Annotated in this window: 24 protein-coding genes and 1 other annotated feature; of the genes, 18 read left to right on the forward strand and 6 right to left on the reverse strand. The window is 34.3% G+C overall.

From position 1 onward, the window contains the following. The first annotated feature begins 204 nt into the window (after positions 1–204). From cydA to ABH959_RS02565, 6 genes are all read left to right on the forward strand, one after another. A complete protein-coding gene (gene cydA, locus ABH959_RS02540) occupies positions 205–1608 on the forward strand; it encodes a cytochrome ubiquinol oxidase subunit I (protein ID WP_002012335.1) in 1404 nt (467 codons plus the stop codon). Next, positions 1595–2611, forward strand: a complete 1017-nt coding sequence (gene cydB / locus ABH959_RS02545; RefSeq protein WP_002141342.1) for a cytochrome d ubiquinol oxidase subunit II — start codon at positions 1595–1597, stop codon at positions 2609–2611. The genes cydA and cydB overlap by 14 nt, the downstream gene beginning before the upstream one ends. Continuing rightward, positions 2611–4332: a thiol reductant ABC exporter subunit CydD gene (cydD, locus tag ABH959_RS02550; protein WP_113938230.1), complete on the forward strand. Its 1722-nt coding sequence runs from the start codon at positions 2611–2613 to the stop codon at positions 4330–4332. The genes cydB and cydD overlap by 1 nt, the downstream gene beginning before the upstream one ends. Next, complete coding sequence (gene cydC, locus ABH959_RS02555) at positions 4329–6053, forward strand: thiol reductant ABC exporter subunit CydC (RefSeq protein WP_113938231.1); 1725 nt, start codon at positions 4329–4331, stop codon at positions 6051–6053. Before cydD ends, cydC begins: the two co-directional genes overlap by 4 nt. Before the next feature lie 195 nt (positions 6054–6248). After that, positions 6249–6470: a hypothetical protein gene (locus ABH959_RS02560; RefSeq protein ID WP_063217781.1), complete on the forward strand. Its 222-nt coding sequence runs from the start codon at positions 6249–6251 to the stop codon at positions 6468–6470. 244 nt (positions 6471–6714) lie between these two features. Further along, positions 6715–7164, forward strand: a complete 450-nt coding sequence (locus tag ABH959_RS02565; RefSeq protein WP_113938232.1) for a DUF6376 family protein — start codon at positions 6715–6717, stop codon at positions 7162–7164. Positions 7165–7199: 35 nt separating this feature from the next. On the opposite strand, the gene ABH959_RS02570 is transcribed toward ABH959_RS02565, so the two are convergent. The 3 genes from ABH959_RS02570 to ABH959_RS02580 form a co-directional block, all read right to left on the reverse strand. Further along, entirely contained in the window at positions 7200–7538 is a 339-nt protein-coding gene (locus ABH959_RS02570; protein WP_002165951.1) for an EamA family transporter, read from the reverse strand. After that, positions 7531–7872, reverse strand: a complete 342-nt coding sequence (locus tag ABH959_RS02575; protein ID WP_002086172.1) for an EamA family transporter — start codon at positions 7870–7872, stop codon at positions 7531–7533. The genes ABH959_RS02570 and ABH959_RS02575 overlap by 8 nt, the downstream gene beginning before the upstream one ends. 201 nt (positions 7873–8073) lie before the next feature. Next, positions 8074–9075: a S66 family peptidase gene (locus ABH959_RS02580; protein WP_219302032.1), complete on the reverse strand. Its 1002-nt coding sequence runs from the start codon at positions 9073–9075 to the stop codon at positions 8074–8076. Positions 9076–9293: 218 nt separating this feature from the next. Here ABH959_RS02580 and ABH959_RS02585 point away from each other — a divergent pair, with 218 nt between their 5' ends. Both ABH959_RS02585 and ABH959_RS02590 read left to right on the forward strand, forming a co-directional pair. Continuing rightward, the gene (locus ABH959_RS02585) at positions 9294–10247 is read left to right on the forward strand and encodes a D-alanyl-D-alanine carboxypeptidase family protein (protein ID WP_404492239.1); all 954 of its coding nucleotides are present in this window, start codon (positions 9294–9296) and stop codon (positions 10245–10247) included. 266 nt (positions 10248–10513) lie between these two features. Continuing rightward, a complete protein-coding gene (locus ABH959_RS02590; protein ID WP_113938303.1) occupies positions 10514–11113 on the forward strand; it encodes a nitroreductase family protein in 600 nt (199 codons plus the stop codon). A gap of 43 nt (positions 11114–11156) precedes the next feature. Here ABH959_RS02590 and ABH959_RS02595 read toward each other — a convergent pair whose 3' ends face one another. Continuing rightward, complete coding sequence (locus ABH959_RS02595; protein ID WP_002086168.1) at positions 11157–11327, reverse strand: hypothetical protein; 171 nt, start codon at positions 11325–11327, stop codon at positions 11157–11159. Between the two features lie 715 nt (positions 11328–12042). Between ABH959_RS02595 and entFM the strand changes: the two genes are divergently transcribed. Next, positions 12043–13335: an enterotoxin EntFM gene (gene entFM / locus ABH959_RS02600; protein ID WP_113938235.1), complete on the forward strand. Its 1293-nt coding sequence runs from the start codon at positions 12043–12045 to the stop codon at positions 13333–13335. A gap of 167 nt (positions 13336–13502) precedes the next feature. Here entFM and ABH959_RS02605 read toward each other — a convergent pair whose 3' ends face one another. Further along, positions 13503–14267, reverse strand: coding sequence for an alpha/beta fold hydrolase (locus ABH959_RS02605; protein ID WP_002086164.1), 765 nt, complete (start codon positions 14265–14267; stop codon positions 13503–13505). A gap of 275 nt (positions 14268–14542) precedes the next feature. Between ABH959_RS02605 and ABH959_RS02610 the strand changes: the two genes are divergently transcribed. The 8 genes from ABH959_RS02610 (at position 14543) to ABH959_RS02645 (ending at position 22211) form a co-directional block, all read left to right on the forward strand. Continuing rightward, positions 14543–16303: an ABC transporter ATP-binding protein gene (locus ABH959_RS02610; RefSeq protein WP_113938236.1), complete on the forward strand. Its 1761-nt coding sequence runs from the start codon at positions 14543–14545 to the stop codon at positions 16301–16303. Between the two features lie 86 nt (positions 16304–16389). Continuing rightward, positions 16390–17067, forward strand: coding sequence for an envelope stress response regulator transcription factor HitR (gene hitR / locus ABH959_RS02615; protein WP_085310518.1), 678 nt, complete (start codon positions 16390–16392; stop codon positions 17065–17067). Further along, positions 17064–18137 (forward strand): envelope stress sensor histidine kinase HitS, encoded by a 1074-nt coding sequence (hitS, locus tag ABH959_RS02620; protein WP_002135757.1) that lies wholly within the window; start codon positions 17064–17066, stop codon positions 18135–18137. Before hitR ends, hitS begins: the two co-directional genes overlap by 4 nt. 168 nt (positions 18138–18305) lie before the next feature. Continuing rightward, complete coding sequence (locus ABH959_RS02625) at positions 18306–19025, forward strand: 3-ketoacyl-ACP reductase (protein WP_000818985.1); 720 nt, start codon at positions 18306–18308, stop codon at positions 19023–19025. A gap of 149 nt (positions 19026–19174) precedes the next feature. Continuing rightward, entirely contained in the window at positions 19175–19846 is a 672-nt protein-coding gene (locus ABH959_RS02630) for an O-methyltransferase (RefSeq protein ID WP_113938304.1), read from the forward strand. Between the two features lie 133 nt (positions 19847–19979). After that, entirely contained in the window at positions 19980–20852 is an 873-nt protein-coding gene (locus ABH959_RS02635; RefSeq protein ID WP_113938237.1) for an aminoglycoside 6-adenylyltransferase, read from the forward strand. A gap of 117 nt (positions 20853–20969) precedes the next feature. Continuing rightward, positions 20970–21800, forward strand: a complete 831-nt coding sequence (locus ABH959_RS02640) for a peptidoglycan-N-acetylglucosamine deacetylase (RefSeq protein WP_404492240.1) — start codon at positions 20970–20972, stop codon at positions 21798–21800. Between the two features lie 72 nt (positions 21801–21872). Then, positions 21873–22211 carry an SdpI family protein gene (locus ABH959_RS02645; protein WP_242308932.1) on the forward strand — a complete coding sequence of 113 codons (339 nt, stop codon included), beginning with the start codon at positions 21873–21875 and terminating at the stop codon, positions 22209–22211. 49 nt (positions 22212–22260) lie between these two features. Here the strand turns inward: ABH959_RS02645 and ABH959_RS02650 are convergent, their stop codons facing one another. Continuing rightward, positions 22261–22869, reverse strand: a complete 609-nt coding sequence (locus tag ABH959_RS02650) for an NUDIX hydrolase (RefSeq protein ID WP_404492241.1) — start codon at positions 22867–22869, stop codon at positions 22261–22263. An 81-nt stretch (positions 22870–22950) separates the two neighbouring features. Here ABH959_RS02650 and ABH959_RS02655 point away from each other — a divergent pair, with 81 nt between their 5' ends. Next, a complete protein-coding gene (locus ABH959_RS02655) occupies positions 22951–23589 on the forward strand; it encodes a pyridoxamine 5'-phosphate oxidase family protein (RefSeq protein ID WP_404492242.1) in 639 nt (212 codons plus the stop codon). A gap of 234 nt (positions 23590–23823) precedes the next feature. Then, positions 23824–24055, forward strand: a binding site (T-box leader). Positions 24056–24083 lie beyond the last annotated feature (28 nt).

A 24083-nucleotide genomic window follows, 5' to 3' on the forward strand; every position in this document is an offset into this window, starting at 1 on the left:
ACTACTGAAATAGTGAAAAGGTAAATCGTATGAAGAAAGTTCTTTTGTAATTATCTAAAAAACTGACAATCTATATTTTCAGAAAGTACATAAACGAATTTATCTTTTTGTATTTCCAAATGATTGAATTGTTCGTTATGAAGTGAATTCATACAATTCAATCGATATTACGATATAAAAAAATATGAAGGAAGTGACTTTAGCATGGAAACGCTCGAATTGGCACGAATACAATTTGCATCAACAACGATTTTTCATTACTTTTTCGTTCCGCTGTCTATAGGCTTAGCTTTTATCATTGCGTTAATGCAAACGTTGTATGTGGTAAAGGGACAAGAAATTTATAAGAAGATGACAAAGTTTTGGACACAAATATTCCTTGTTAACTTCGCAGTAGGTGTAGTAACAGGTATTTTACAAGAATTTCAGTTTGGTATGAACTGGTCAACGTATTCACGTTTTGTTGGTGATGTTTTCGGACCATCACTTGCAATTGAAGGTTTATTAGCATTTTTCATTGAGTCTACATTCCTAGGTTTATGGGTATTCGGTGAGGATAAACTTCCGAAGCGAGTTCACCTTTTATGTATTTGGCTCCTCTCAATAGGAACAATGTTATCAGCATTTTGGATTTTAACTGCAAGTGCATTTATGCATGCCCCAGTAGGATATGAAATGGCAGCAGATGGACGTGCGCAAATGAATGATTTTTGGGCGATTATTCAAAATCCACAATTATGGGTGCAATTCCCACATACAATCACAGCGGCAATTGCAACTGGTGCATTCTTTATTGCAGGTGTAAGTGCATGGAAAATATCAAAAGGTCAAGAAACTGCGGTGTTTAAAAAATCGTTCCGAGTTTCTATCGTTGTTGGAACAATTACAACTGCATTGGTATTATTTTTCGGTCATGCACAAGCACAAAATTTAATTAAGACACATCCGATGAAAATGGCAGCAGCTGAAGCATTATGGAATACGAGTGAGGATCCAGCGCCATTTACAGTATTTGCGAAAATTGATACAGAGAAGAAAGAAAATTCGTTTGAAATTCAAATCCCTTATATGCTAAGTCTATTGTCATACGATAAATTTAGCGGTCAAGTTGAAGGGATGAATCAAATTCAAAAACAATATGAAGAAAAATATGGACCTGGAGATTATATTCCGCCAGTACATACTATGTTCTGGAGTTTTAGAGCGATGGTAATGAGTGGAACATTCATGCTTCTTTTAGGAATGTACGGCTGGTTCTTATCAAGAAAAGATCGCTTAACTGAAAACCCTTGGTATTTAAAAATAATGGTATATGCAATTGCACTACCGTTTATCGGTAATACAGTAGGATGGATCATGACTGAAATGGGACGTCAGCCTTGGGTTGTCTTCGGTGTTATGAAAACAGAAGATGCTGTATCTCCAAACGTTTCATTTGGAGAAGTATTATTCTCTCTTGTTTCATTCACATCACTATATTTAATTGTTGGAGGAATTACTGTTTACTTATTCGTTCGTATCATTAAAGGACATGCGAATAAGAAAACGAAAAAGGATTATCAAAGCCATGATCCATTTGATAAGGAGGAAGAGTATGTTATCTCTTAATGAGTTGTGGTTTCTAATTATCTCAACCTTATTCGTTGGCTTCTTTGTACTTGAAGGTTTCGATTTTGGTGTAGGAATCGTTTCAAGGTTTTTAGGGAAAAACGATTTGGAAAAACGTATATATTTAAATACAATTGGGCCGTTTTGGCACGCAAATGAAGTATGGCTTGTTTGTGCTGGTGGCGCTATGTTTGCGGCATTCCCGCACTGGTATGCAACTTTATTTAGTGGGTTTTATATTCCATTTGTGTTTATGCTTCTTGCATTAATTATAAGAGGTGTTTCCTTTAAATTCCGTGCGAAAATAGAAAATCATAAATGGAAGAGTTTCTGGGATTGGGGCATGTTTATTGGAAGTTTGCTACCTCCTATACTTTGGGGAGTTGCAATCGCAAACTTTATGACAGGTGTACCAATTGATGGAAGTAAAAATATGGTAGGCGGATTTATGAAATTACTTCACCCATTTGCGTTACTTGGGGGAGTTATGTTTCTTCTTCTATGTATTGTTCATGGTTTGCAATTCCTTACTATACGTACAACAGGAAAATTACGAGAACGCGCACGTATTGCCGCGACAAAGATTGCACCTTTTGCATTAATAACACTTCTTGTTTTTGCAGCTGTAGGGTTATGGAAAACAGATATTTTCACCGCACATGGTTCAGAGTGGCTAATGGTTCCAATTGGAGCTTTTGTAGCGCTATTTGTTTCTACTTTATTAAATAAAAGAAGAAGAGATGGTTGGGCTTTCTTTATGACGAGTTTAACAATCATTTTGTTAAGTGCAAGTGTGTTCATCGGTATGTTCCCGCGTGTCATGATTAGCTCATTAGGAGCGGTAAATGATTTGACAATTTATAATGCGGCATCAGGACCTTATGCATTAAAACTGATGAGCTATTTTTCTCTTGCGATTTTACCGTTTGTTATCGGTAGTCAAATATGGAGTTTCTATGTATTTAGACAACCTGTTAAGTCAGACAAAGATTTGGAGTACTAATGAAAAGAAAAAGAGGACTTCCGTCGTATCCTGGTAGCCGAGTTTTATATGTAACTTTAAGTCTTATTAGCATTCTAGAGGCGTGTAGTATCATTGCGCAGACAGTGTTTTTAGCACGAGCAATCACATTTTTATTTCATGGAGAAACAGTGCAAGCTGTGCTAAGTGAAACTGTTTATTTTGGGATCACGTTTGCAGCACGCCAAATGTTGGTGCGAACATCGCAAATATTGGTTGAGCGTTTCGCTGAAAAAACAGGATTTGCATTACGTAAACAGTTAATAGAAGCATATTTTACGTTAGGGCCGAGATTTGTCCAAACGAATGGGACTGGTCATCTGGTTACTTTATCGATAGAAGGTATTGAGAAATTTAAAACATATATTGAATTGACAATTCCTAAAATGATTAGAAGTAGTATCGTTCCAGGGCTAATTGTTCTATATGTTTTTACACTGGACATTGAGTCGGGAATCATTTTAGTTGTAACGATTCCAATTGTGATCATATTTATGATCCTTCTAGGATTAGCAGCGCAGAAAATGGCGGATAGCCAATATGAGACATATCGTGTACTTTCTAATCATTTTGTAGATACGTTAAAAGGATTAGAAACATTAAAGTATTTAGGGAAAAGTAAACAGCACGAAGGAAAGATTGAAAAAGTAAGTAAACGATATAGAAAAGCAACGATGCGTACTTTGCGAGTTGCTTTTCTTTCTTCTTTTGCATTAGATTTCTTTACGAGTTTATCAATTGCATTTGTAGCAGTTGGATTAGGGATACGGTTAATAGATGGGACAATTATACTGTTGCCAGCTCTTACGATTTTAATTTTAGCGCCGGAATATTTTCTGCCGATTAAGCAAGTTGGAGCGAATTATCATGCTACATTAGATGGACAACTTGCAATGGAGCAAATAGAAGAAATTCTACAGAAACAAAAAGAAATAGAAAAGAAAGATTCAAATGTAGATATAGTATGGAATTCTTCTAGTAGTTTGAAATTACAAGATGTAAAAGTAAATAATGATGAATCTGAAAAGGCTATATTAGAGGGAATTGATTTTACTTGGCAAGGTAACGGTGCTATAGGCATTATTGGTGAAAGTGGGGCAGGGAAATCAACGTTAATCGATGTGTTAGCAGGATTTCTACCTCCTTCGGGTGGGAAGATGTTAGTAAATGGTGTGGAAATTGGTGAATCTACTCGAGAAGATTGGCAAAAAAATATTGCTTATATTCCGCAGCAACCTTATATTTTTCCGCTTTCATTAAAAGATAATATTTGTTTCTATGAAACGAATACAATTGATGAAGAAGTTGAGAGAGTTATTAATGAAGTTGGTCTTCGTTCGCTCGTTGAATCATTACCACATGGGATGTACGAAAGAATTGGAGAAGGTGGACGTATGCTTAGTGGCGGACAAGAACAACGTGTCGCTATGGCACGTGCCCTTTTAAGTAAAAAGCCAATCATTTTATTAGATGAACCTACAGCACATCTTGATATTGAAACTGAATTTGAAATAAAGCAATCGATGTTACGTCTGTTTGAAGGTAAGTTAGTATTTCTTGCAACACATCGTCTACATTGGATGAAGCAAATGGATCATATTCTTATTTTTAATAAAGGGAAAATTATAGAAAACGGAACATATGAAGAACTTTTAACGAATGAGACATTACATTTTCATAGCGAAGAGAGGGGAGCGCGATGAGTAACTGGATTAAGCCTTATATACAGCAAAATAAAGGTAGAATGACTTTGACTATTTTCCTTGGGCTTCTTGGAGTTAGTTCGGGTGCGATGTTACTTTTCATTTCAGGTTATTTAATTTCTAAATCTGCTCTCAGACCGGAAAATGTAATGGCTGTATATGTTCCTATTGTCGCAACGCGTGCATTTAGTATAGGACAAGCGGTCTTTCATTATTTAGAGCGTTTAGTTGGGCATGATGTTGTATTACGTATATTAGAAAAAATGAGAACGAAACTATATAGAATTGTAGAACCACAGGCGTTATTTTTCCGCTCACGCTTTCAAACTGGTGATGTACTAGGTGTATTGTCTGAGGATATTGAACATTTACAGAATCTATATTTACGTACAATATTCCCTAGTATATTAGCGTTAGTTGTATATAGCATTTTCGTAATTGTTATCGGTGCATTTGACTTAGTATTTGCACTTATCGCAGCTTGTATGTTAGCTGTTATTGTTTTTCTTCTCCCATTCGTATCACTACTTTTGATGAAACGACATCATGTTGCTTTGAAGCGAGGAAGAAATCGTTTGTATCAACAATTGACAGATGCTGTATTTGGGTTATCTGATTGGCAGGCGAGTGGTAGAAAAGATGAATTTATTAATGAGTATGTAGCGCAAAATGTCCAGTTGTTAAAGACAGAAAAGAGCGTGAAACGCTGGTACCATATTCGAGACAGTCTCATTCACTTAACAGTAGGTATTGTAGTCATTTCAATGATTATATGGACTGGAAATGCAGCGGCAAGTGAACAGATTGCACCTACAGTTATCGCAGCTTTCGTATTAATGACATTATCTGTGACAAATGCGCTTATCCCTATATCAGATGCTATCGATCGAATTCCATCTTATGTAGAATCTGCTCATCGGCTTAATGGCGTAGAAAGTGAGAGCGCTTTGGATGAGGGTAAGGAGTTACCTGTAAATAAAGAATACGTTGTATCAAAACATGTAGATATCGAACTGAGTAATGTGTCGTATAATTATCCGGATAGTAATGAACCTGTATTAAAAGATGTATCATTGCAAATAAAGGCAGGAAAGAAAATTGCTATTTTAGGTAGAAGTGGAACAGGGAAATCTACTTTACTAAAATTGTTAACTGGGGCACTACGTCCGGTGAATGGCCAAGTTATATTGAATGGTGAACAAGCTCGTACGGATTTTTTGTCAAAATATATTTCTGTATTAAACCAAAAACCACATTTATTCGATACGACAATTGGAAATAATGTGCGGATCGGTAAACCAGAGGCTAATGATGAAGAGATATGGAAAGCTTTAGAGAAAGCACAGCTAGCACCACACATTGCTTCTCTTCCTGATGGATTACAAACAAAAATGCATGAAATGGGAAAGAGGTTTTCTGGCGGAGAAAGGCAAAGGGTAGCATTTGCAAGAACTCTTATGCAAGAAACACCAATCATTGTACTTGATGAACCGACTATCGGTTTAGACCCTAAAACGGAATTAGCCTTAATAGAAACAATGTTTTCTGCAACAGAAGAAAAGACTGTTATTTGGATTACACATCATCTTGTAGGAATTGAACATGTAGATGAAGTTATTTTCCTTGATAGTGGCCAAATCGCTATGCAAGGTAGTCACGAACAGCTACTGAAAGAAAATGAGAAATATCGTAGGTTATATGAGCTTGATAAAGGCATATAGGAATGAAATGCAAAAAAACACAAATTCTTGGTAGTTCAAGGTTCGTGTTTTTTTGTATTTGTGGTGAAATCATATAAGCCGTATAAGCTATTTGATCATGAAATGGTTATATATTGTTAGAAAGGGTGTTTAAAATCTATCCTTTCAAGGCAATACTTGAGCCATAGTGAATGGATTGTTGGAAGGCGTGATTATATGTTTGAAGAGGATGGCATTGTTTTAATTTTGGAGCCTGCTGATGAGCGGAATCTGAGGAAATTTATTTTTACAGTACCGAAGTCAGTTTATGAAAAAAAAGAAATTTTATTACATTACGGAACACCTTTAGGCCAAGGATATACAGACATTATAGAAGATATTATTAGTGTACATATAGACATAGATATTATAACAGTAATAGGGCATGTGAGAGGATAAAGAGAAACTTTAATTAGTGAGAGTTATACGTACCTGGAAAACAGACGTACTGAAAAATAAGTATGTCTGTTTTTATATTTAAATGAAGATAGTTTCGAGGTACATGTTGAACAGGATAATAATGATTTTTCTAGAATGTATAAGAGGAAGATTAAAAAATAAGATATGATGTGATAAAGTGTATAAGAAGAAAATAAAGTGTTTATAAATGAATAAAAGTATGGGAATTATTTAGGAGGTAAAAATGAAGTTTACAAAAACAATGTTACTTTCAATTGTAGTTTCAATTGGTTTGATGGGATGTTCGCTAGTAGAGGAAGGGAAGAACTCCATAGATTACGCTCAAAAAGCGACAGACTATGTAAATGAAATAAGTGCATTTGCAAATGAAGCGCCAGCATTAGCTGAAAAGGCTGTTAAGGATGGGGAAGCCCGGAAAGAACTAGAAACGAAACTTACTGAAATCAAACAAGATATACCAGCTTTTAATGAATTAACACCACCAGATGTAGCGAAGGATCTTCACCAGCAAATCGTCGGTTATAATGAAAAGTTAAATACATTAATTGATACATCTATGACAAAGATAGAGGAAGGAAAAATGAATGTAGAGCAGTTTAAAAACTCTGAGCTTATGCAGACGATAGAACAAGTTGGTGATTTGAAAGATAAGGTTCAAAATTTAGGGCAATAACAAAAAGATCCGTTTATCATAAACGGATCTTTTTGTTATTGAATACAATAGATGATTACACCAATGACAATAATAATGTTGCCAATGATTTTTCGTTTCGTGATTTTCTCCCCTAGGAAGTACCAACTGAAAATTAAAATGATGATATAACTTAATGATTCTAATGCAGATGCTTGCTTTAATGCCAAGCCCTTTAAGGCGATCACATTTAATCCGGCATTAATTACAAATAAAAAGTAGCCGATGATAACATAAGGATTCACATATTCTTTTATTCTAGAATCGTATTGTTGTAAAGTAGCCTTTTTTAATAATATTTGTGAGTAATTGGCTAAAATTATCCCAAATATCAATAATAACATATAACTATTCATCTTTTGTCACCACCACAATTCCGACGATAATAATAGCTGCGCCAAGTATGTGATTCCACTGTATCGTATCTCCAAATAGGAATACTGACCAAAGCATTGACCACAGTATTATAATTCCACGGTGTGAATATGCTCTAGAAATTTCAAAGTTCTTAATGACTTGTTGCCATAGAATTGCATATCCGAATAAAAGTACAACAAGTCCGAAGTAAGCAATAAAAAATGAAATTGATGCAATAGGGAATTGAGATGCCCATTTCATGTAAACCATAATGATAGAATATATCAAGAAGGCCACATGTAAAAATACATAGTTTTTAATAGTTGGTTTCATATATTCACTCTCTTTTACATTTATATACACGCGTGTAAACTCGCTGTATATAATCAATAGATTCTTATTATATAGAAGGCATATTGAAATGATTTTTGTTTATTCCTTCACATTCCAAAATATATAGTATCATGTCTTCTAATGTAAAACAATAGGAGGCAATGCGTAGCTTTAGAGCTGAAAATAATAGAGCTAGTAGAGTTAGATTTTCCACTGTTCTATAATTTGTATCGTTTTATTTGTTGCATCCATCTCTATTTGAATACCTATTGGCAAAGTAATCATTGGATGAGTATGACAACAGTCAAAATCGGCTAGAAAAGGAAGTTTTTGATTTTGTAATACTTCTAATAATATTTCGTAAGGTTTTCTATTTGTACCACAATCATCAAATTGCTCATGTTTTCCAAGGATGATACCTGAAACTTTATCAAAAACGCCATTAATTTTAAGTAATGAAAAACTTCTTTCGATAGTAGCTGCATCTTTTGAGCTATCTTCAATAAAGAGAATGTCACCATCTTGAATAAGTGGCATATAGGGGCTACCCCAAATACCTTGTATAGTATTTAAATTCCCACCAATAATACGTCCAGTAGCTTTCCCACCAATTACTGAAATCCAATTGTTCGGTCGAAGATCTTTTTCTTTCGTTTTTTCTTCCCAATTAATAAATTCATCTGACCAAAATAATGGCTGGTTTATGTTGTAAGGAAGGTGTTGATCAGTTAATAAAGTATCCGCAAAATATTTGTACGTGCAATCTACGAAAGGCTCAAATTCACCAAAAGAAGGAACAAGTGCTGGACCATAAAATGTAGGAATTCCTGTTTTTGCATAAATTCCTAGTAATAATGCTGTTGTGTCTGAATAGCCAATCATTAATTTAGGATTCTTTTGAAAAGTCTCATAATCAATGTAAGGTAGTAATGAATTTGAATTCAGTCCCCCAATTGTCGACATGATACAAGAGACGTTAGGGTTTCTAATCAAGTCATTTAATTCATCAGCACGTTCTTTAATGCTCCCGGAGCGATAATAATCATATTGACCTGTTAGTGAACCTTCTAATATATGAAAACCTTTCTGTTCTAAGTATAATTTTGCTCGCTCAAATCTCTTTGGAGAAGTATAGGTTACTGGTGAAGAGGGAGAGTAGATGCCAATTGTATCGCCATATTTCAATGCTTTTGGAAGTATCATTTGTATAAATCCTTTCTATTATATAGTGTTTTTGTGGTTCGATGTTATTGAATATTCTTATATTTTGTTGTTTTTAGTGTAACACATATGAAAAAGAGAACGAGGTTGAAATTATAATTGCTGTAGATGAATAAATATACTTTTTACCTTGACGATATAAAGTAATTGTTGTTATGGTTAAACATGAGTGTATAAAAGGTTGCTAAAGGAGTTTTAGAATGAAGCGGTTAAAATGGGGAAGATTAACAATCCTATTAGTAGTAATTCTGGGTATATGTTGGTCCTTTTTCCAAGGGGTTCAAAAGAGTGAAACAAAAGTAGATACTCAGCCTTTACAAGTGGCAGAGCTACCTAAAACAGGGCTATCTGAAAAAGTAGTTCCACCAAAATATATACCACCAGAAATTGATGCAAAAGCAGCTATTATTATCGATGCGAGTAATGGAGAAGTTATTTATCAAAATAATGAAAATGAAGCTGTTGCCCCTGCTAGTATGTCAAAAATGATGACAGCATATCTCGTTTTAGAGAGTATACATAATGGGAAAGTCCACTGGGAAGATCCAGTGAAAATAAGTGAAAAGTCGGCACAAACAGAGGGTGCAAAAATCCCGATGCAAGCAAATGATACATTAACTGTTAAGGACTTGTATCATGCGTTAATGATTGAATCGGCTAATAATTCGGCTGTCGCTTTAGCAGAACATGTAGCTAAGACAGAAAAAAACTTTGTTCAACTTATGAATGAAAAAGCCCAGCAGTTAGAAATGTCAGATAAAGCTAAATTCGCGAATGCTTCCGGATTGCAGGAGCCCGACGGAAGTGAAACAAAAATGACAGCAGCTGACGTAGCGAAATTAGCGTATCATCTTATAAAAGACTATCCAGAGATATTAGAAGTGACTCACTTACGTCAAAGTCAGTTAGCATTTAATAATATTAATGTTACAAACACAAATGAGATGTTAAACAAAAATAATAAAGCTTTATATATAGAAGGAATAGACGGATTAAAAACAGGATTTACAGATAGCGCAGGGTATTGTTTTACAGGTACTGCAAAACAAGGCGATAATCGTATTATTACAGTTGTTATGGGGACAAAAAGTAAAACAAAACGTTTTACAGAAACAAATAAATTAATGTCCTATGCATTTCAATTACTTAATTAGGTGAAGAAAGAAGTAAATGAGATTGTTATAAAAATAAGACAGACAGTTTATTGAACCTTGATTTTGGTGACGATAAACTGTTTTTTTTCTTTGACGTATAGGAAGTAAAAACTTAAGTGATATCATTTGAGTTTGTTTTTGTTTGTTGATATTATTAAGTTAAGAACTTATTAATAATAAGTTCTTAACTTAATAATAAGTTCAAGGGGCATTATATGCTTCGTACATATGATACTGCCTCAAATGAAAAATTGGAGGGAATTGTAATGGCAAAAGATTTTTACTCAGCAATTGAAGACAGAAGATCTATTTACGCGATTAGTAAAGAGCAAGTAGTTTCTGATGAAAGAATTCAAGAAGTGATTTATCATGCTGTGAAACATACACCTTCGGCTTTTAATTCTCAAAGTGCAAGAGTTGTTGTATTACTAGGTGAACAACACGACAAATTATGGAATGTTACGAAAGAAACGTTACGAAAAATTGTACCTGAAAATAATTTTGCACCTACTGAAGAGAAAATGAATGCATTTAAAAGTGGCTATGGAACAGTTTTGTATTTCGAAGATAGTAAAGTAGTAGAAAGTTTGCAAGAGAACTTTGCACTATATAAAGATAATTTTCCTACATGGTCTCAGCAATCTTCTGGAATGTTGCAATTTGCGATTTGGACAGCATTAGAGATTGAAGGTTTTGGTGCTACATTGCAGCATTATAATCCGTTGATTGATGAAGAAGTAAGGAAAGAATGGGATGTACCTGAAAACTGGAAGTTAACTGCGCAAATGCCATTTGGTAAACCGGTAGTTTCGGCAGGAGATAAAGAATATCAGCCATTAGAAACTCGTGTGAAAATTTACAAATAAAATAAAAAATAAAAGGTGAACAGAGATATAATCTGTTCACCTTTTATAAGTAGTAAGGATTTTTTTTGTAGGAATTTTTCATCTGATTTTTTAATTTGTTTTTACGTGTTTCAATAGTTGATACTTTTTGTAATGTTATAATTGAAACGAATTGAAAAAAAGCATAGTACAGTTCTATATTTTTATTTATAGGATCATCTATTATGTTTTTCATAAATATATCTCCTTTTTTTATCTCACTATTTGCGGGCAGTAAGGCTTCCATATCAAAATTCAATGATACGTATAGAATACCGACCTGTAAAAGTTCGATTGGTTTCAGTGTGGGGTGAATAAAATTTGTATGGATTAAAATCCTACTTTATATATGATAATATAAATATCCTGAAAATTCCATGGATAGTGAAAAATAGATAGTGGAATGTGTATTTTCGTCAAATTAGAACAGAATTTTTGGGGTTAAATCTTACAAATCGTCAAATCTTTTAAAAACGATGGATATATCAAAAAAAGTTTTTTGAAAATATTATACTATTGATAAAAAAGCATTTTTTGTCATGATAAGAGTATGCTTCATGGAAGGGACTTTACTAGAAAATACATTCTTTGCATTGTATTAGATTAATAGAGTTTTTTAAAGTGGATAGCAAAAGGAAAATATATATTAAGATAATGAATGGAATGTCGAATTTTCAATGAAATACATAAGAAATTTGAAAAAAGCATTGCAAAAACACACTGTTTAATGATAAAGTTCACATGAAGTTCACACTAAATTCACTTCAATCGTTTAAAATAAATGATGTGTGAAAAATAAAACTCTTGCTAAAAAATGGAACTGGATGAATATTTTACTTTGATAATATTGTAAAGTACTAAGTTTATAGTTTTCTCAAGAGGATAGTAGGGAAAGGAAGTAAAGACAACTTATGAAAAAAGTAATCGCAGGTTTAGCAGCAGCATCTGTAGTAGGTGTAGCAGTTCCTGGAATGGATTCTGCTCATGCACAAGTTTCAAATGATGCGCTAAAAGAAATTAATGGACAAACTCAAACTCAAACGACTGTAACTGAAACAAAAACGGTAGAAACAACTTCTGAATTAAAATACACAGTAACAGCTGATGTATTAAATGTACGTTCAGGTGCTGGTACAGGACATGACGTTATTTCTAAAGTGAAATCAGGTCAAGTACTTCAAGTAATTGGACAAGAAAACGGTTGGTTCAAAGTTAGTGTAAACGGTCAAACAGGTTATGTAAGTGGGGACTTCGTAACAACTGGTGGCAATAAAGGAACTACTACTACTGTTCAGCAAGGAACAGGCACTTACACAGTAAACGTTTCTTCATTAAACGTACGTACAGGCCCAAGTGCATCTCATACTGTTTTAGGTTCTGTAAATAAAGGAAAAACAGTTCAAGTTGTAGGTGAAGTTCAAGATTGGTTTAAAATTAACTTCAATGGTGGAACTGGATACGTAAGTAAAGACTTCGTAACAAAAGGTGGTTCAGCTGTGTCTAACGAAACTCAGCAACCAACTACAAACAACAACAACAATACTACTACAGTTCAAACTGGTGGATCATATGTTGTTAACACAGGTGCTTTAAAAGTACGTACAGGTCCAGCTACATATAACCCTGTAATTGGTGGGGTAACAAACGGTACAGTATTAAACGTTACTGGCGCTGAAAATGGTTGGTATAAAATTAACCATAATGGCCGCACTGGTTACGTAAGTGCAGACTTTGTTAAGTTTGTAAAAGGCGGAGTGAACAATGTAGTTACTGGTGGTAACCAAGGTACGAACCAAGGTACGAACCAAGTACAAAAACCAACAGCACCAACAGGTGGAGATACATCTTCAATCGCTGGATTCGCTAGATCTTTAAATGGTTCACCATACAGAACTGCTGGTACAACACCTGCTGGTTTTGACTGCAGTGGATTCATTCACTACGTATTAAATCAAACTGGTCATAAAGGCGCTCGTCAAACAGTTGCTGGATACTGGAGCTCTAAAACAAAGACTAACAGTCCACAACCAGGTGATTTAGTATACTTCCAAAATACTTATAAATCAGGTCCTTCTCACATGGGCGTTTACTTAGGTAATGGACAGTTCATCAGTGCAGAAACTGACGCAACTGGCGTACGCATTAGCTCTGTAAGCAACTCTTACTGGAGTAAGCACCTATTAGGTTACACAAAAGCATACTAAGAAAAAGTATTTTATATACTTTTCGTATAGAGAAAAGGCTTTCCAGGGAAACTTGGGAAGCCTTTTTCATAGTTGGATAAACTAACAGTATAGTAGTATTTATCCTGCTATTTGCGGGATAATAATCAGCGGGGGATGGACAAATCCCCGCTGATTAAATTTTCACTTTATGTCAATTTTCCATGCAAAAACTTAGCATATAAATCATGAAAATAGTTTGGACGGAATAAGTTTGCTGCATGACCTGCTAATGGAATTTCTTTATATAAAACGTTCGGAAGAATGGACTTCAAATCAAAGAGACAAGATTTATAGAGATGATCATGTTCTCCCATCACCCATAATATAGGATGGGGAAGTGCTTTTAATTTAGATTTTAAGTCGAATTCTAAGCGGTGTCGTAATGACTCAGCAATAATGGACGAGTGTAATTGTAATCCGAAACGGTAATAAATATTTCGTGAAATAACAGCGAATGGATTTGCCCTTAGTATTCCACTTGGAAAAATAGTACTAGCATACTGAGAAAGCCAAGATGAATATTCATCACCACGTTTTTCCCAAAATTTCTGAAAAACATTATATAAACGGGAAGGGTTATTATAATGTCCACCAATATGACAAATACTCAATACTTTTTCTGGATGCATTTGTGCAAATGTCGTAGAGATATAACAGCCATAGCTTAGAGCACAAATATGAGCCTTTTTAATTCCCTCTTTTTCATACAAGTTCAATAATTGATCTACGAGGCGCTGTATTGAAAAGTCGATAGCTTCTCCTTTATCGTCGCCGTGACCTAATAAATCATAAGTTATAATGTTGTAGGAGGCAGAAAATCGTTTATGCTCTTTTTTGAAGGCGCGGCGATTTCCAACTAATCCATGAATAAAAATGATTGTTTCCTTTTCGGAATGTTTATTTGTTTGCAAAAAGGATACTCCTTTCAATGCTGGAGATTTATATAGTGTTTTAAATTAGCTAATTGATAAAATTAGTTATATATTTTCTATGCGTAGTTTATAATTTACATAGAATAATAATAAGTACCAGGTAATAATATCAGATATTTATACTTGTTGTAAAGATGAGTTTATATGTATATTTTGTAAAAATAGAAAAAAGTGTGTTTACATTCAGTTTACATTTATAGCGTATTCTAGTTTTAGAAAGAATAGTTTTGTTTATAACGAGGAGATGAACGACAATGGAAGTTAGGAATACAGAAAAGAAAAAAGGGAATTGGAGGCAGTTTTTACGTCTCATTCAAGATACAAATCCACCGAAAGGCATTCTTATTTTTGCATTAATAATGAGCTTACTTTCTACTGGAGCGAGTTTGTTTATTCCAATGCTGACAAAAGGTTTAGTTGATAATTTTTCACTTTCTTCAATTAGTACGGGACAAATTGTTGGATTAATTGCATTCTTTATTATTCAAACAATTGCTGCAGGATTGTCAATTTATTTACTGAATTATATTGGACAAAAAATTGTAGCTGGACTTAGAGAACGATTGTGGAAAAAGGTACTTATTTTACCAGTGTCTTATTATGATCAAAACAGAACGGGAGATACAATTAGTCGTATGACAAATGATACAGGTGTTGTTAAAACATTAATTTCTGAGCATTTGTCAAACTTATTAACAGGCGGTATCTCAATTATTGGGTCATTAATTGTATTATTTGTTTTAGACTGGAAAATGACAATTTTACTTTTAACGGTTATTCCATTATCGGTACTAATTTTAGTTCCACTTGGACGGAAAATGTATAAGATTTCAAAAGCACTTCAAGATGAAACGGCTTCTTTTACTAGTGTATTAACACAAGTACTATCAGAAATTCGTTTAGTAAAATCTTCAAATACTGAAAAAAAAGAATATGAAACAGGTAATACAGGTATCCAAAAATTATTGCAATTTGGTTTGAAAGAAGGAAAAGTGCAAGCATTAATTTCACCTGTTATGTCTTTTGTTTTAATGGCATTGCTTGTTATTATCGTAGGGTATGGTGGAATGCGAGTTTCTAGTGGTGCATTAACAACAGGTGAACTTGTAGCATTTATTTTGTATTTAGTTCAAATTATTATGCCGATGAGTCAGTTATCTATGTTCTTTACTCAGTTCCAAAAAGCAATTGGTGCAACCGAAAGAATTAATACGATTTTAGAATATGAAGTAGAAGATCATGAGACAGGTATGAATGTTACAAATGCGAAGCAGTCGATCGTTATTGAAAATGTACATTTTGAGTATAACGAAGAAGAGAAAGTGTTGGAAAATATCGATTTCACGATTGAATCTGGAAAAGTAACGGCGATTGTAGGACCAAGTGGTAGCGGAAAAACAACTTTATTCTCGCTGTTAGAACGTTTTTATGAGCCAACTAGTGGTTTCATAAAATTAGGGAAAGAACCAATTACAGCATATTCATTACAATCATGGCGACGTCAAATTGGTTACGTTTCACAAGATAGTCCGTTAATTGATGGAACGATTCGTGATAATATTTGTTACGGTGTTGAGGGTGAAGTGACGGATGAAGAAATTGAAAAAGTAGCAGCGATGGCGTATGTTGATGCGTTTATTCATGATTTACCAAGTGGATACGCAACAGAAGTTGGAGAGCGTGGTGTGAAGCTTTCTGGAGGGCAAAGACAACGAATTGCGATTGCTCGAGCGTTACTACGAAATCCGCAAATCCTTATGTTAGATGAAGCGACTTCAAGTCTTGATAGTAAATCGGAATCGGTTGTTCAGAAGGCGTTAAATAACTTAATGAAAGGTAGAACAACTTTAGTTATTGCGCATAGACTTTCTACTGTTGTAGATGCAGATAAAATTATCTTTATTGAAAAAGGGAATCTTACAGGAAGTGGCTCACATGATGAGTTATTACGGACACATGACATGTACCGTGAATTTGCAATGCAACAATTGAAAATTAAAGAAGGAGCATTATAGAATGAAAACAATCAGTGAAGGGGCACTTCACTGATTGTTGATTTTAGAGTGCCAAAAAGTATGTTAAGCAGAAAGGATATGATTCCTTGATACCCAAAATTTTAATTGTAGATGATGATCCGCACATTAGAGAACTTGTTTCTGTATTTTTGGAACGAGAAGGTTTTCAAACATATGAGGCCGTTGATGGATTAGATGCTCTTCGAAAAATAGAAGAAGTGAAAGTCGATATGGCGATTCTTGATATTATGATGCCAAATATGGATGGGTTTGATTTATGTTATGAATTAAGAAAATACTATGATATCCCAATTCTTATGCTGACTGCTAAAGGTGAAACATCTCAAAAAGTAAAAGGATTTCACCTCGGAACAGATGATTATCTTGTAAAACCATTTGATCCTTTAGAATTAGTTGTGAGAGTGAAGGCATTATTGAAACGTTACCAAATTACAGTATCGCAATCTATTCAAGTTGGGAATGTACTGTTAAATCGTAAAACATTTGAAGTTAACGCCGGAGAACAAACGGTGACGCTGCCGCTAAAAGAATTTGAGTTGCTCTTTACATTAGGATCTAAAGCGGGAAGAACTTGTTCAAGAGAGCAATTAATAGAAGACGTATGGGGATATGATTTTGAAGGGAATGAACGCACGCTAGACGTTCATATTAATCGGTTGCGTGAAAAGTTTCAAGAAGAGCTATCGAAGTTTAGTATAAGGACGATAAGGGGCTTAGGGTATCGCTTAGAGGTAAGTAAATGAGAAAAAGAGAAAGAATGAGTAAGATGAAGATGTTAAAAGTAATAGGGGCGATAGTAGCGCTCTTTGCTTTTCTTACTATAATTTGGTCGATAGCCTTTTTTGTATCGTCTAGTCTAATGAAAGCTTTTGAAATAAACGTATCGCCTTTTATTAGTTTTCTAATTAGTGATATGGTCGGCTTTGTTTTTATCGTTCTTATTTGGACATTAATCGGGATTTTAATGAGACCGAAGCGAGAGGCGATGATTTGGACGATCATTGAACCGATACAAAAAATTGCAAAAGGGGACTTCTCTGTAAAAATACGGAATGAAGAAAAGTATGATGGCGAAATTGGTGTGCTTGTAAAAAGTATTAACGATATGACGGATGAACTTAATGCAATGGAGAAAATGAGACAAGAATTTGTATCGAATGTTTCTCATGAAATACAGTCGCCATTAACATCTATTAAGGGATTTGCTCGAGCGCTACAAGATGATAATCTACCAGTTGAAAAAAGAAAACATTATCTTACTATTATTGAAACTGAAACAACGCGATTATCTAAATTGAGTCAAAATTTATTGAAGCTAACACTTTTAGAGTCAGAGGAGTATTCACCAGAAAGAGCCACTTATCGATTAGATCAACAGTTGAAACAAATTGTGTTAAATAGTGAGCCTCTTTGGGATGAAAAAGGACTTGAGTTAGATCTCGATATGGATAAAGTGTGTGTTACTGCAGACAAAGAAAGTATGAGCCAAGTATGGATTAATTTAATTCATAACAGTATTAAATTCACACCAAATGGTGGCACGATTACAATTCATTTAAAAGAACATAAGGAATTCTTGGAAGTAAGTATTCATGATACGGGAATTGGTATATCCGAAGAACAGAAACAACATATTTTTGAACGTTTTTATAAAGCGGATTCTTCACGAAACCGTGCTTATGGAGGAAGTGGATTAGGTCTAGCAATTGTAAAAAAAGTACTCGACCTTCATCAAGGAAAAATAAAAGTTGAGAGTGTAGAAGGAAATGGTACAGAATTTATTGTGCGTATTCCAAATCATGAAGAAAAATAGTGTTAGAAGGAGGCCTTCTAACACTATTTTTCTTTAAAAATGCATTTACCATTACTATAGTTACCTATAAGTAACCTACGCACATAAAAGTGCATCATTGCCTTTTTACATAAACATAGATACACTTTTAATATAATAAACAACTGAGAAGATTAAGGAGTGTTACACTTGGCAGAATTATTACAAGGGAAAAATGCTTTAATTACAGGAGCAGGTAGAGGGATTGGTCGCGCTGTAGCGATCGCATTAGCGAAAGAAGGCGTAAATGTTGGTCTTTTAGCTCGTTCAGAAGAAAACTTAAAAGCAGTTGCGAAAGAAGTAGAAGCAGAAGGCGTAAAAGCTGTTATTGCGACTGCTGACGTATCTTCATATGAAGAGGTAACTACTGCAATTGAAACATTAAAAAACGGTTTAGGATCTATCGATATTTTAATTAATAACGCTGGTATTTCTAAATTCGGTAAGTTTTTAGAATTAGACGTTGCTGATTGGGAAAAAATCATTCAAGTAAACTTAATGGGTGTATACTATGCAACTCGTGCAGCTTTACCAAGTATGATTGAACAACAATCTGGTGATATTATTAATATTTCATCTACAGCAGGACAAAAAGGTGCACCTGTAACAAGTGCATATAGTGCTTCTAAATTTGGTGTTCTTGGTTTAACAGAATCGTTAGCAATGGAAGTTCGTAAACATAATATCCGTGTAACAGCTTTAACTCCAAGTACAGTAGCAACTGACATGGCTGTAGACTTAGGATTAACTGATGGAAACCCTGATAAAGTAATGCAAGCGGAAGATATTGCAGAGTTTATCGTAGCGCAGCTGAAATTAAATAAACGTACATTTATTAAATCAGCAGGACTTTGGTCTACTAATCCGTAAGGGATAAATTTATAAACAAAAGAAGGGATATCTATTCTGTAATGGAGTGGGTGTCCTTTTTTATTTTTTTGTATGTAAAGCAGAATTGTCGGTATAATGAGAAGTGAATGGTAGAAAAGCATGAAAAACTTGAAGGGGATGGTATTTCCATGAGTACGATTGAGAAATGGACCGCTGTTGATCAATATATGAGTGATGTATTAATACCGAAAGATTCTATATTAGAAGAAGTTCTTCAAGCAAATGCTTCAGCTAATTTGCCGGCACATGATGTATCGCCAACTCAAGGGAAGTTTTTACAACTATTAGTACAAATTCAAGGAGCTCGTAACATTTTAGAAATTGGCACTCTAGGCGGATATAGTACAATATGGCTTGCAAGAGCATTGCCATCTGGAGGGCGAATTGTTACATTAGAAGCAAGTGAAAAGCATGCTGAAATTGCACGGAGCAATATTGAGCGTGCCAATTTGAATGATAGAATTGAAATACGATTAGGATTAGCGTTAGATTCTTTAAAACAAATAGAAAATGAGAAGTATGAACCATTTGATTTTATTTTCATAGATGCGGATAAACAAAATAACCCTGCTTATTTTGAATGGGCACTGAAACTATCACGCCCTGGTACTGTAATTATTGGGGATAACGTAGTACGTGAAGGTGAAGTTATTGATAATACTAGTAGCGATCCTCGTGTACAAGGGATACGCCATTTCTATGAGCTAATAGCTGCTGAGCCACGTGTAAGTGCTACAGCGCTTCAAACTGTCGGAAGTAAAGGATACGATGGATTTGTAATGGCAGTCGTTAAAGAATGATGTAAGGAGATAAGTGGAATGAAAAAGATGTTTGAACAATTATAACGTGTATCGTGTACAACGCAGTTAGCTCGAGGCCCTCCGATATACATAACGCTATATGTTATATTAAAAAATTGGAGGTTGTGAGTAGATGAGAACGGAAAAAGAAATGCTAGACTTAATTATAAATACAGCAAAAGAGGATGAAAGAATTCGAGCTGTCATCATGAATGGGTCACGTGTGAATCCAAATGTGAAAAAAGATTGTTTTCAAGACTATGATATTATTTATGTTGTAAAAGATATACAATCTTTTACGTGTAATCATAGTTGGATTAATAGATTTGGAGAAATAATGATTGTGCAAATGCCGGAAGAAATGTCGTTAGTTCCAGCGGATGAAGACGGGAAATTTCCGTATTTAATGCAGTTTATGGATGGAAACCGGATTGATTTAATGCTAGTTCCAGGGGATTTAATAAATAAATTTATTGGACAGGATAGTTTAAGTAAATTGCTACTTGATAAAGATAATTGTATTGGCGAGTTTGCACCAGCAAACGATAATGATTACACGATAAAAAAGCCTACAGAAAAAGAGTTTTTGGATTGCTGTAATGAATTTTGGTGGTGCAGTACAAATGTAGGAAAAGGATTGTGGCGCGAGGAACTTTCTTATGCGAAAGGGATGCTTGAAGGCCCTGTACGAGATATGTTGGTTGTAATGCTAGAGTGGCATATCGGTATGAAAACAGAGTTTACAGTTAATGCTGGGAAGTTTGGAAAGCATTTCGAACAATATGTTGAAAAAGATGTCTGGGAGCAGTTTAAAAGGACATTTTCAAATGCAGAATATGAAAACATTTGGGATTCATTTTTCGTAATGGGTGATTTATTTAGGAAAGTTGCGAACGAAATTGCTAACACTTATGAATATCAATATCCGCAAGATGCCGATGACAAAGTGTCGAGTTATTTAAAGCATGTAAGAAAATTACCGAAAGATAGTAAAGTAATTTATTAAGTATATAAATCAATAAGACTGTCCTAATTACGGACAGTCTTATTTTTGTTCATGAATAAGAATTTCTCTAACAAAGTGCAGCTGAATCACATATGAAATTTTAGGGAGGTTTTTATCATGTATTATTTTTATTCACCAGAAATGTTCGTTCCATTTCCTTTGGGGCTAGAACGCAATATTTCGTATGCTTATATGCCATATCATTCATTTTATTATGGAGACTATGTAAATGCGATGCCATACGCATTACATGTTCCTCAAAATTATGAAGCCGAAATGAAAGAAGAGGATCGAGGGTCATGGACACCATTTTCGTGGGCCGAAAAATATGCGTATGCATTTTCAGGACCATACAATAAAGCAGAAGTGGCTCTTACATTTGATGATGGACCAGATTTAGTATTTACGCCAAAAATTTTAGATAAGTTAAAACAACATAATGTAAAAGCTACTTTTTTCCTGCTTGGTGAAAATGCAGAAAGGTATCCAAATGTAGTAAAGCGTATCGCTAATGAAGGGCATGTAATTGGTAATCATACGTATAGTCATCCGAATTTAGCGAAAGTAAATGAGGCTGAGTACCATAATCAAATTATAAAAACGGAAGAAATATTAAATCGTTTAGCTGGTTATGCACCGAGGTTTATACGTCCGCCGTACGGTGAAATACTTGAAAATCAATTGAAGTGGGCGACAGAACAAAATTTTATGATTGTACAGTGGAGTGTTGATACGGTTGATTGGAAAGGTGTAAGTGCTGATACAATTACAAATAATGTGTTAGGGAATTCATTTCCAGGTAGTGTTATACTTCAACATTCAACTCCAGGTGGACATTTACAAGGATCAGTAGAGGCGCTAGACAAAATCATTCCACAGTTAAAAACGAAAGGAGCGCGTTTTGTAACACTTCCAAGTATGTTCCAGACATCTAAAGAGAGAAAGTGAAAATGTTAATAATTGGAACATGTAAAGTTGTATAGTATAATGAAAGTGTAAGTTAGGAGGTGGATATGATTGATGTATGCACTAGTAAACATAGGAATAAGCATATTGATTGGTATTATATTTATACTTGCCGCACTTATTCTTCAAAAAAATCCACCAACGGATATTAACGCAGCATACGGTTACCGTACGAAACGATCAATGAAAAATAAGGAATTATGGGATGCGGGTAACAAGTATAGTGCAGAAGTGATGAATCAAAATGGATTTATTATGATGTTAATTGGAAGTGTTATTAGTATATTGTTTAGATATCCCCATACAACAGCAGTGATTATGGCTGTCATGCTATTGTTAATTATACGTTTAATCATACGAGTAGAGAAAAGCTTAAAGAAACTTGAGAAATAATGGAAAAAACATGACTCCCGAGTATTATTAGCTGGGAGTCATATTTTATTTACAAACTATTATTTTTTAGCAATTCTTTGCCTTGTTCTACAACAAGTTCATAGTATTCAAGATCATACGGATAAATATCTTCAAATGTTATTGTTATCGGTTTACTGTTTAGAGCAGAAATAGTCGTTATAGATGAAATATCCCTTTTTAATAGTTGTAGAAAAGAAGTTGCATGTACTTTCATCACATCGTCTACTTCTTCACCTGGTGCAAATGGAAGTGGCTTTATTACATTGTGAAAATACATATGACAAAACTCACGATCAGTAAGGTTTGAAATTTCATAATCTATTTTATAGATTCCTTTGTATGTTAAATCAGCCGTTTGGAAGGAAAGACCCAATTCTTCCTCAATTTCACGTAGACCGCCAATTTGTACATCTTCATCATGCATAATATGTCCGGCGGATGTAATATCCCATATACCTGGAGCTTCTTTTTTATTTTTAGAGCGTAATTGGAAATATAAGAACATATCCTTAGCATCTTTTTCTACAAACCAGCAATGAAATGTTTCGTGCCAATCACCGTCACGATGCACGTCATCACGTAATTTCTTTCCAAGTGTATTTCTTTCAGGATCAAATATTGTTAACCACTCTGTCATTTTAATTCCCCTTTCTGCAAATTTTATTATACAATATTTGTATTGAATTTTGGGAAAATAAAGAAAAAGGAGTGATTATTAGTGAAGATAGAGAATAAGGAAATAAAATCAATAATTTCAACTGAGGAAGAATTACGACAAATATTGGGGAAACCAAGTGAACGGGCTTTGAAAAAAGTTATTTCATCACTTGATCACCATTGTGTAGATTTCCTGTCTAAATCGCCTTTTCTAGTATTATCTACTGCAAATAAATTCGGAGAGTGTGATGCTTCGCCGAGAGGAGACGCACCTGGATTTGTATATGTATTAAATGAAAATAAAATTATCATCCCAGAAAGACCGGGTAATCGTCGTATAGATTCAATTTTAAATATTATTTCAAATCCAAATGTAGGGTTAATCTTTTTTATTCCTGGTCTTGGGGAAACACTCCGAATAAACGGTACAGCATATATTACAAACGATGAAGAAATTTTGAAAGAAATGCAGGCGAATGGACGTAATCCGTTACTTGGAATTGTTGTTGAGATAGAGGAGTGCTATATCCATTGTGCAAAAGCTTTTATACGTTCAAAAATGTGGGATCCAGAATCGTGGTTAAATAAAAAAGAGCTACCTTCAGCAGCGAAGATGTTATTAGAGCATGCGAAAGTGAATGCTTCAGAAGAGGATGTTGCGCGTTCTTTAGAAGAAAGTTATACGAAAAGATTGTATTAAAAATATTTTATAAATATAGTTTTAGGAAGTGGGAGGCTTCTCGTTTTAGAATGAATTATTTATATATGAACTGCTGATTTATAAGTTAGAAATTTAAAATATAGGTAATAAGAGAAGTCTTTGTAAAATGTTATTGTGAAATATAATAAAAAAGTATCTTTAAAATAGTGAGTGAAAATAGGCTTGCTTTTTAAAATTTTCATAACTATAATAAGTTAACAAATAGACATGAACGAAAAAGTAACGATAAGGACATGAGATGATTTTTACGGTTTACAGAGAGGGAAGCCAAGGCTGTGAGTTTCCTAACACGAAAAATGATTTTACCACCTTTGAACTTCAATAGTGAACGAGTAATCTAGTAATTATTGACGGTATCAGCCGTTATCTGAACTTGAGCAATCTAGAAGAAAGTAAGTCTAGGTTGGAACAAGGGTGGAACCACGAAAACACATTCGTCCCTTTCCTAGGGATGAGTGTGTTTTTTTATAGTT

Origin of the sequence: Bacillus sp. RC51, from assembly GCF_044908115.1 — a bacterium.
Lineage (GTDB): Bacteria > Bacillota > Bacilli > Bacillales > Bacillaceae_G > Bacillus_A > Bacillus_A mycoides.

What these genes read in the sequence shown, in the direction of transcription:
- ABH959_RS02645 (WP_242308932.1), top strand. Translation starts at nt 21,873, where the DNA reads ATGTATGCACTAGTAAACATAGGAATAAGCATATTGATTGGTATTATA.
- ABH959_RS02595 (WP_002086168.1), bottom strand. Translation starts at nt 11,327, where the DNA reads ATGAAAAACATAATAGATGATCCTATAAATAAAAATATAGAACTGTAC.
- entFM (WP_113938235.1), top strand. Translation starts at nt 12,043, where the DNA reads ATGAAAAAAGTAATCGCAGGTTTAGCAGCAGCATCTGTAGTAGGTGTA.
- ABH959_RS02580 (WP_219302032.1), bottom strand. Translation starts at nt 9,075, where the DNA reads ATGATACTTCCAAAAGCATTGAAATATGGCGATACAATTGGCATCTAC.
- ABH959_RS02575 (WP_002086172.1), bottom strand. Translation starts at nt 7,872, where the DNA reads ATGAAACCAACTATTAAAAACTATGTATTTTTACATGTGGCCTTCTTG.
- ABH959_RS02640 (WP_404492240.1), top strand. Translation starts at nt 20,970, where the DNA reads ATGTATTATTTTTATTCACCAGAAATGTTCGTTCCATTTCCTTTGGGG.
- ABH959_RS02610 (WP_113938236.1), top strand. Translation starts at nt 14,543, where the DNA reads ATGGAAGTTAGGAATACAGAAAAGAAAAAAGGGAATTGGAGGCAGTTT.
- cydD (WP_113938230.1), top strand. Translation starts at nt 2,611, where the DNA reads ATGAAAAGAAAAAGAGGACTTCCGTCGTATCCTGGTAGCCGAGTTTTA.
- ABH959_RS02630 (WP_113938304.1), top strand. Translation starts at nt 19,175, where the DNA reads ATGAGTACGATTGAGAAATGGACCGCTGTTGATCAATATATGAGTGAT.
- ABH959_RS02590 (WP_113938303.1), top strand. Translation starts at nt 10,514, where the DNA reads ATGGCAAAAGATTTTTACTCAGCAATTGAAGACAGAAGATCTATTTAC.
- cydB (WP_002141342.1), top strand. Translation starts at nt 1,595, where the DNA reads ATGTTATCTCTTAATGAGTTGTGGTTTCTAATTATCTCAACCTTATTC.
- ABH959_RS02560 (WP_063217781.1), top strand. Translation starts at nt 6,249, where the DNA reads ATGTTTGAAGAGGATGGCATTGTTTTAATTTTGGAGCCTGCTGATGAG.
- ABH959_RS02565 (WP_113938232.1), top strand. Translation starts at nt 6,715, where the DNA reads ATGAAGTTTACAAAAACAATGTTACTTTCAATTGTAGTTTCAATTGGT.
- ABH959_RS02585 (WP_404492239.1), top strand. Translation starts at nt 9,294, where the DNA reads ATGAAGCGGTTAAAATGGGGAAGATTAACAATCCTATTAGTAGTAATT.
- hitS (WP_002135757.1), top strand. Translation starts at nt 17,064, where the DNA reads ATGAGAAAAAGAGAAAGAATGAGTAAGATGAAGATGTTAAAAGTAATA.
- ABH959_RS02650 (WP_404492241.1), bottom strand. Translation starts at nt 22,869, where the DNA reads ATGACAGAGTGGTTAACAATATTTGATCCTGAAAGAAATACACTTGGA.
- cydC (WP_113938231.1), top strand. Translation starts at nt 4,329, where the DNA reads ATGAGTAACTGGATTAAGCCTTATATACAGCAAAATAAAGGTAGAATG.
- ABH959_RS02570 (WP_002165951.1), bottom strand. Translation starts at nt 7,538, where the DNA reads ATGAATAGTTATATGTTATTATTGATATTTGGGATAATTTTAGCCAAT.
- cydA (WP_002012335.1), top strand. Translation starts at nt 205, where the DNA reads ATGGAAACGCTCGAATTGGCACGAATACAATTTGCATCAACAACGATT.
- ABH959_RS02635 (WP_113938237.1), top strand. Translation starts at nt 19,980, where the DNA reads ATGAGAACGGAAAAAGAAATGCTAGACTTAATTATAAATACAGCAAAA.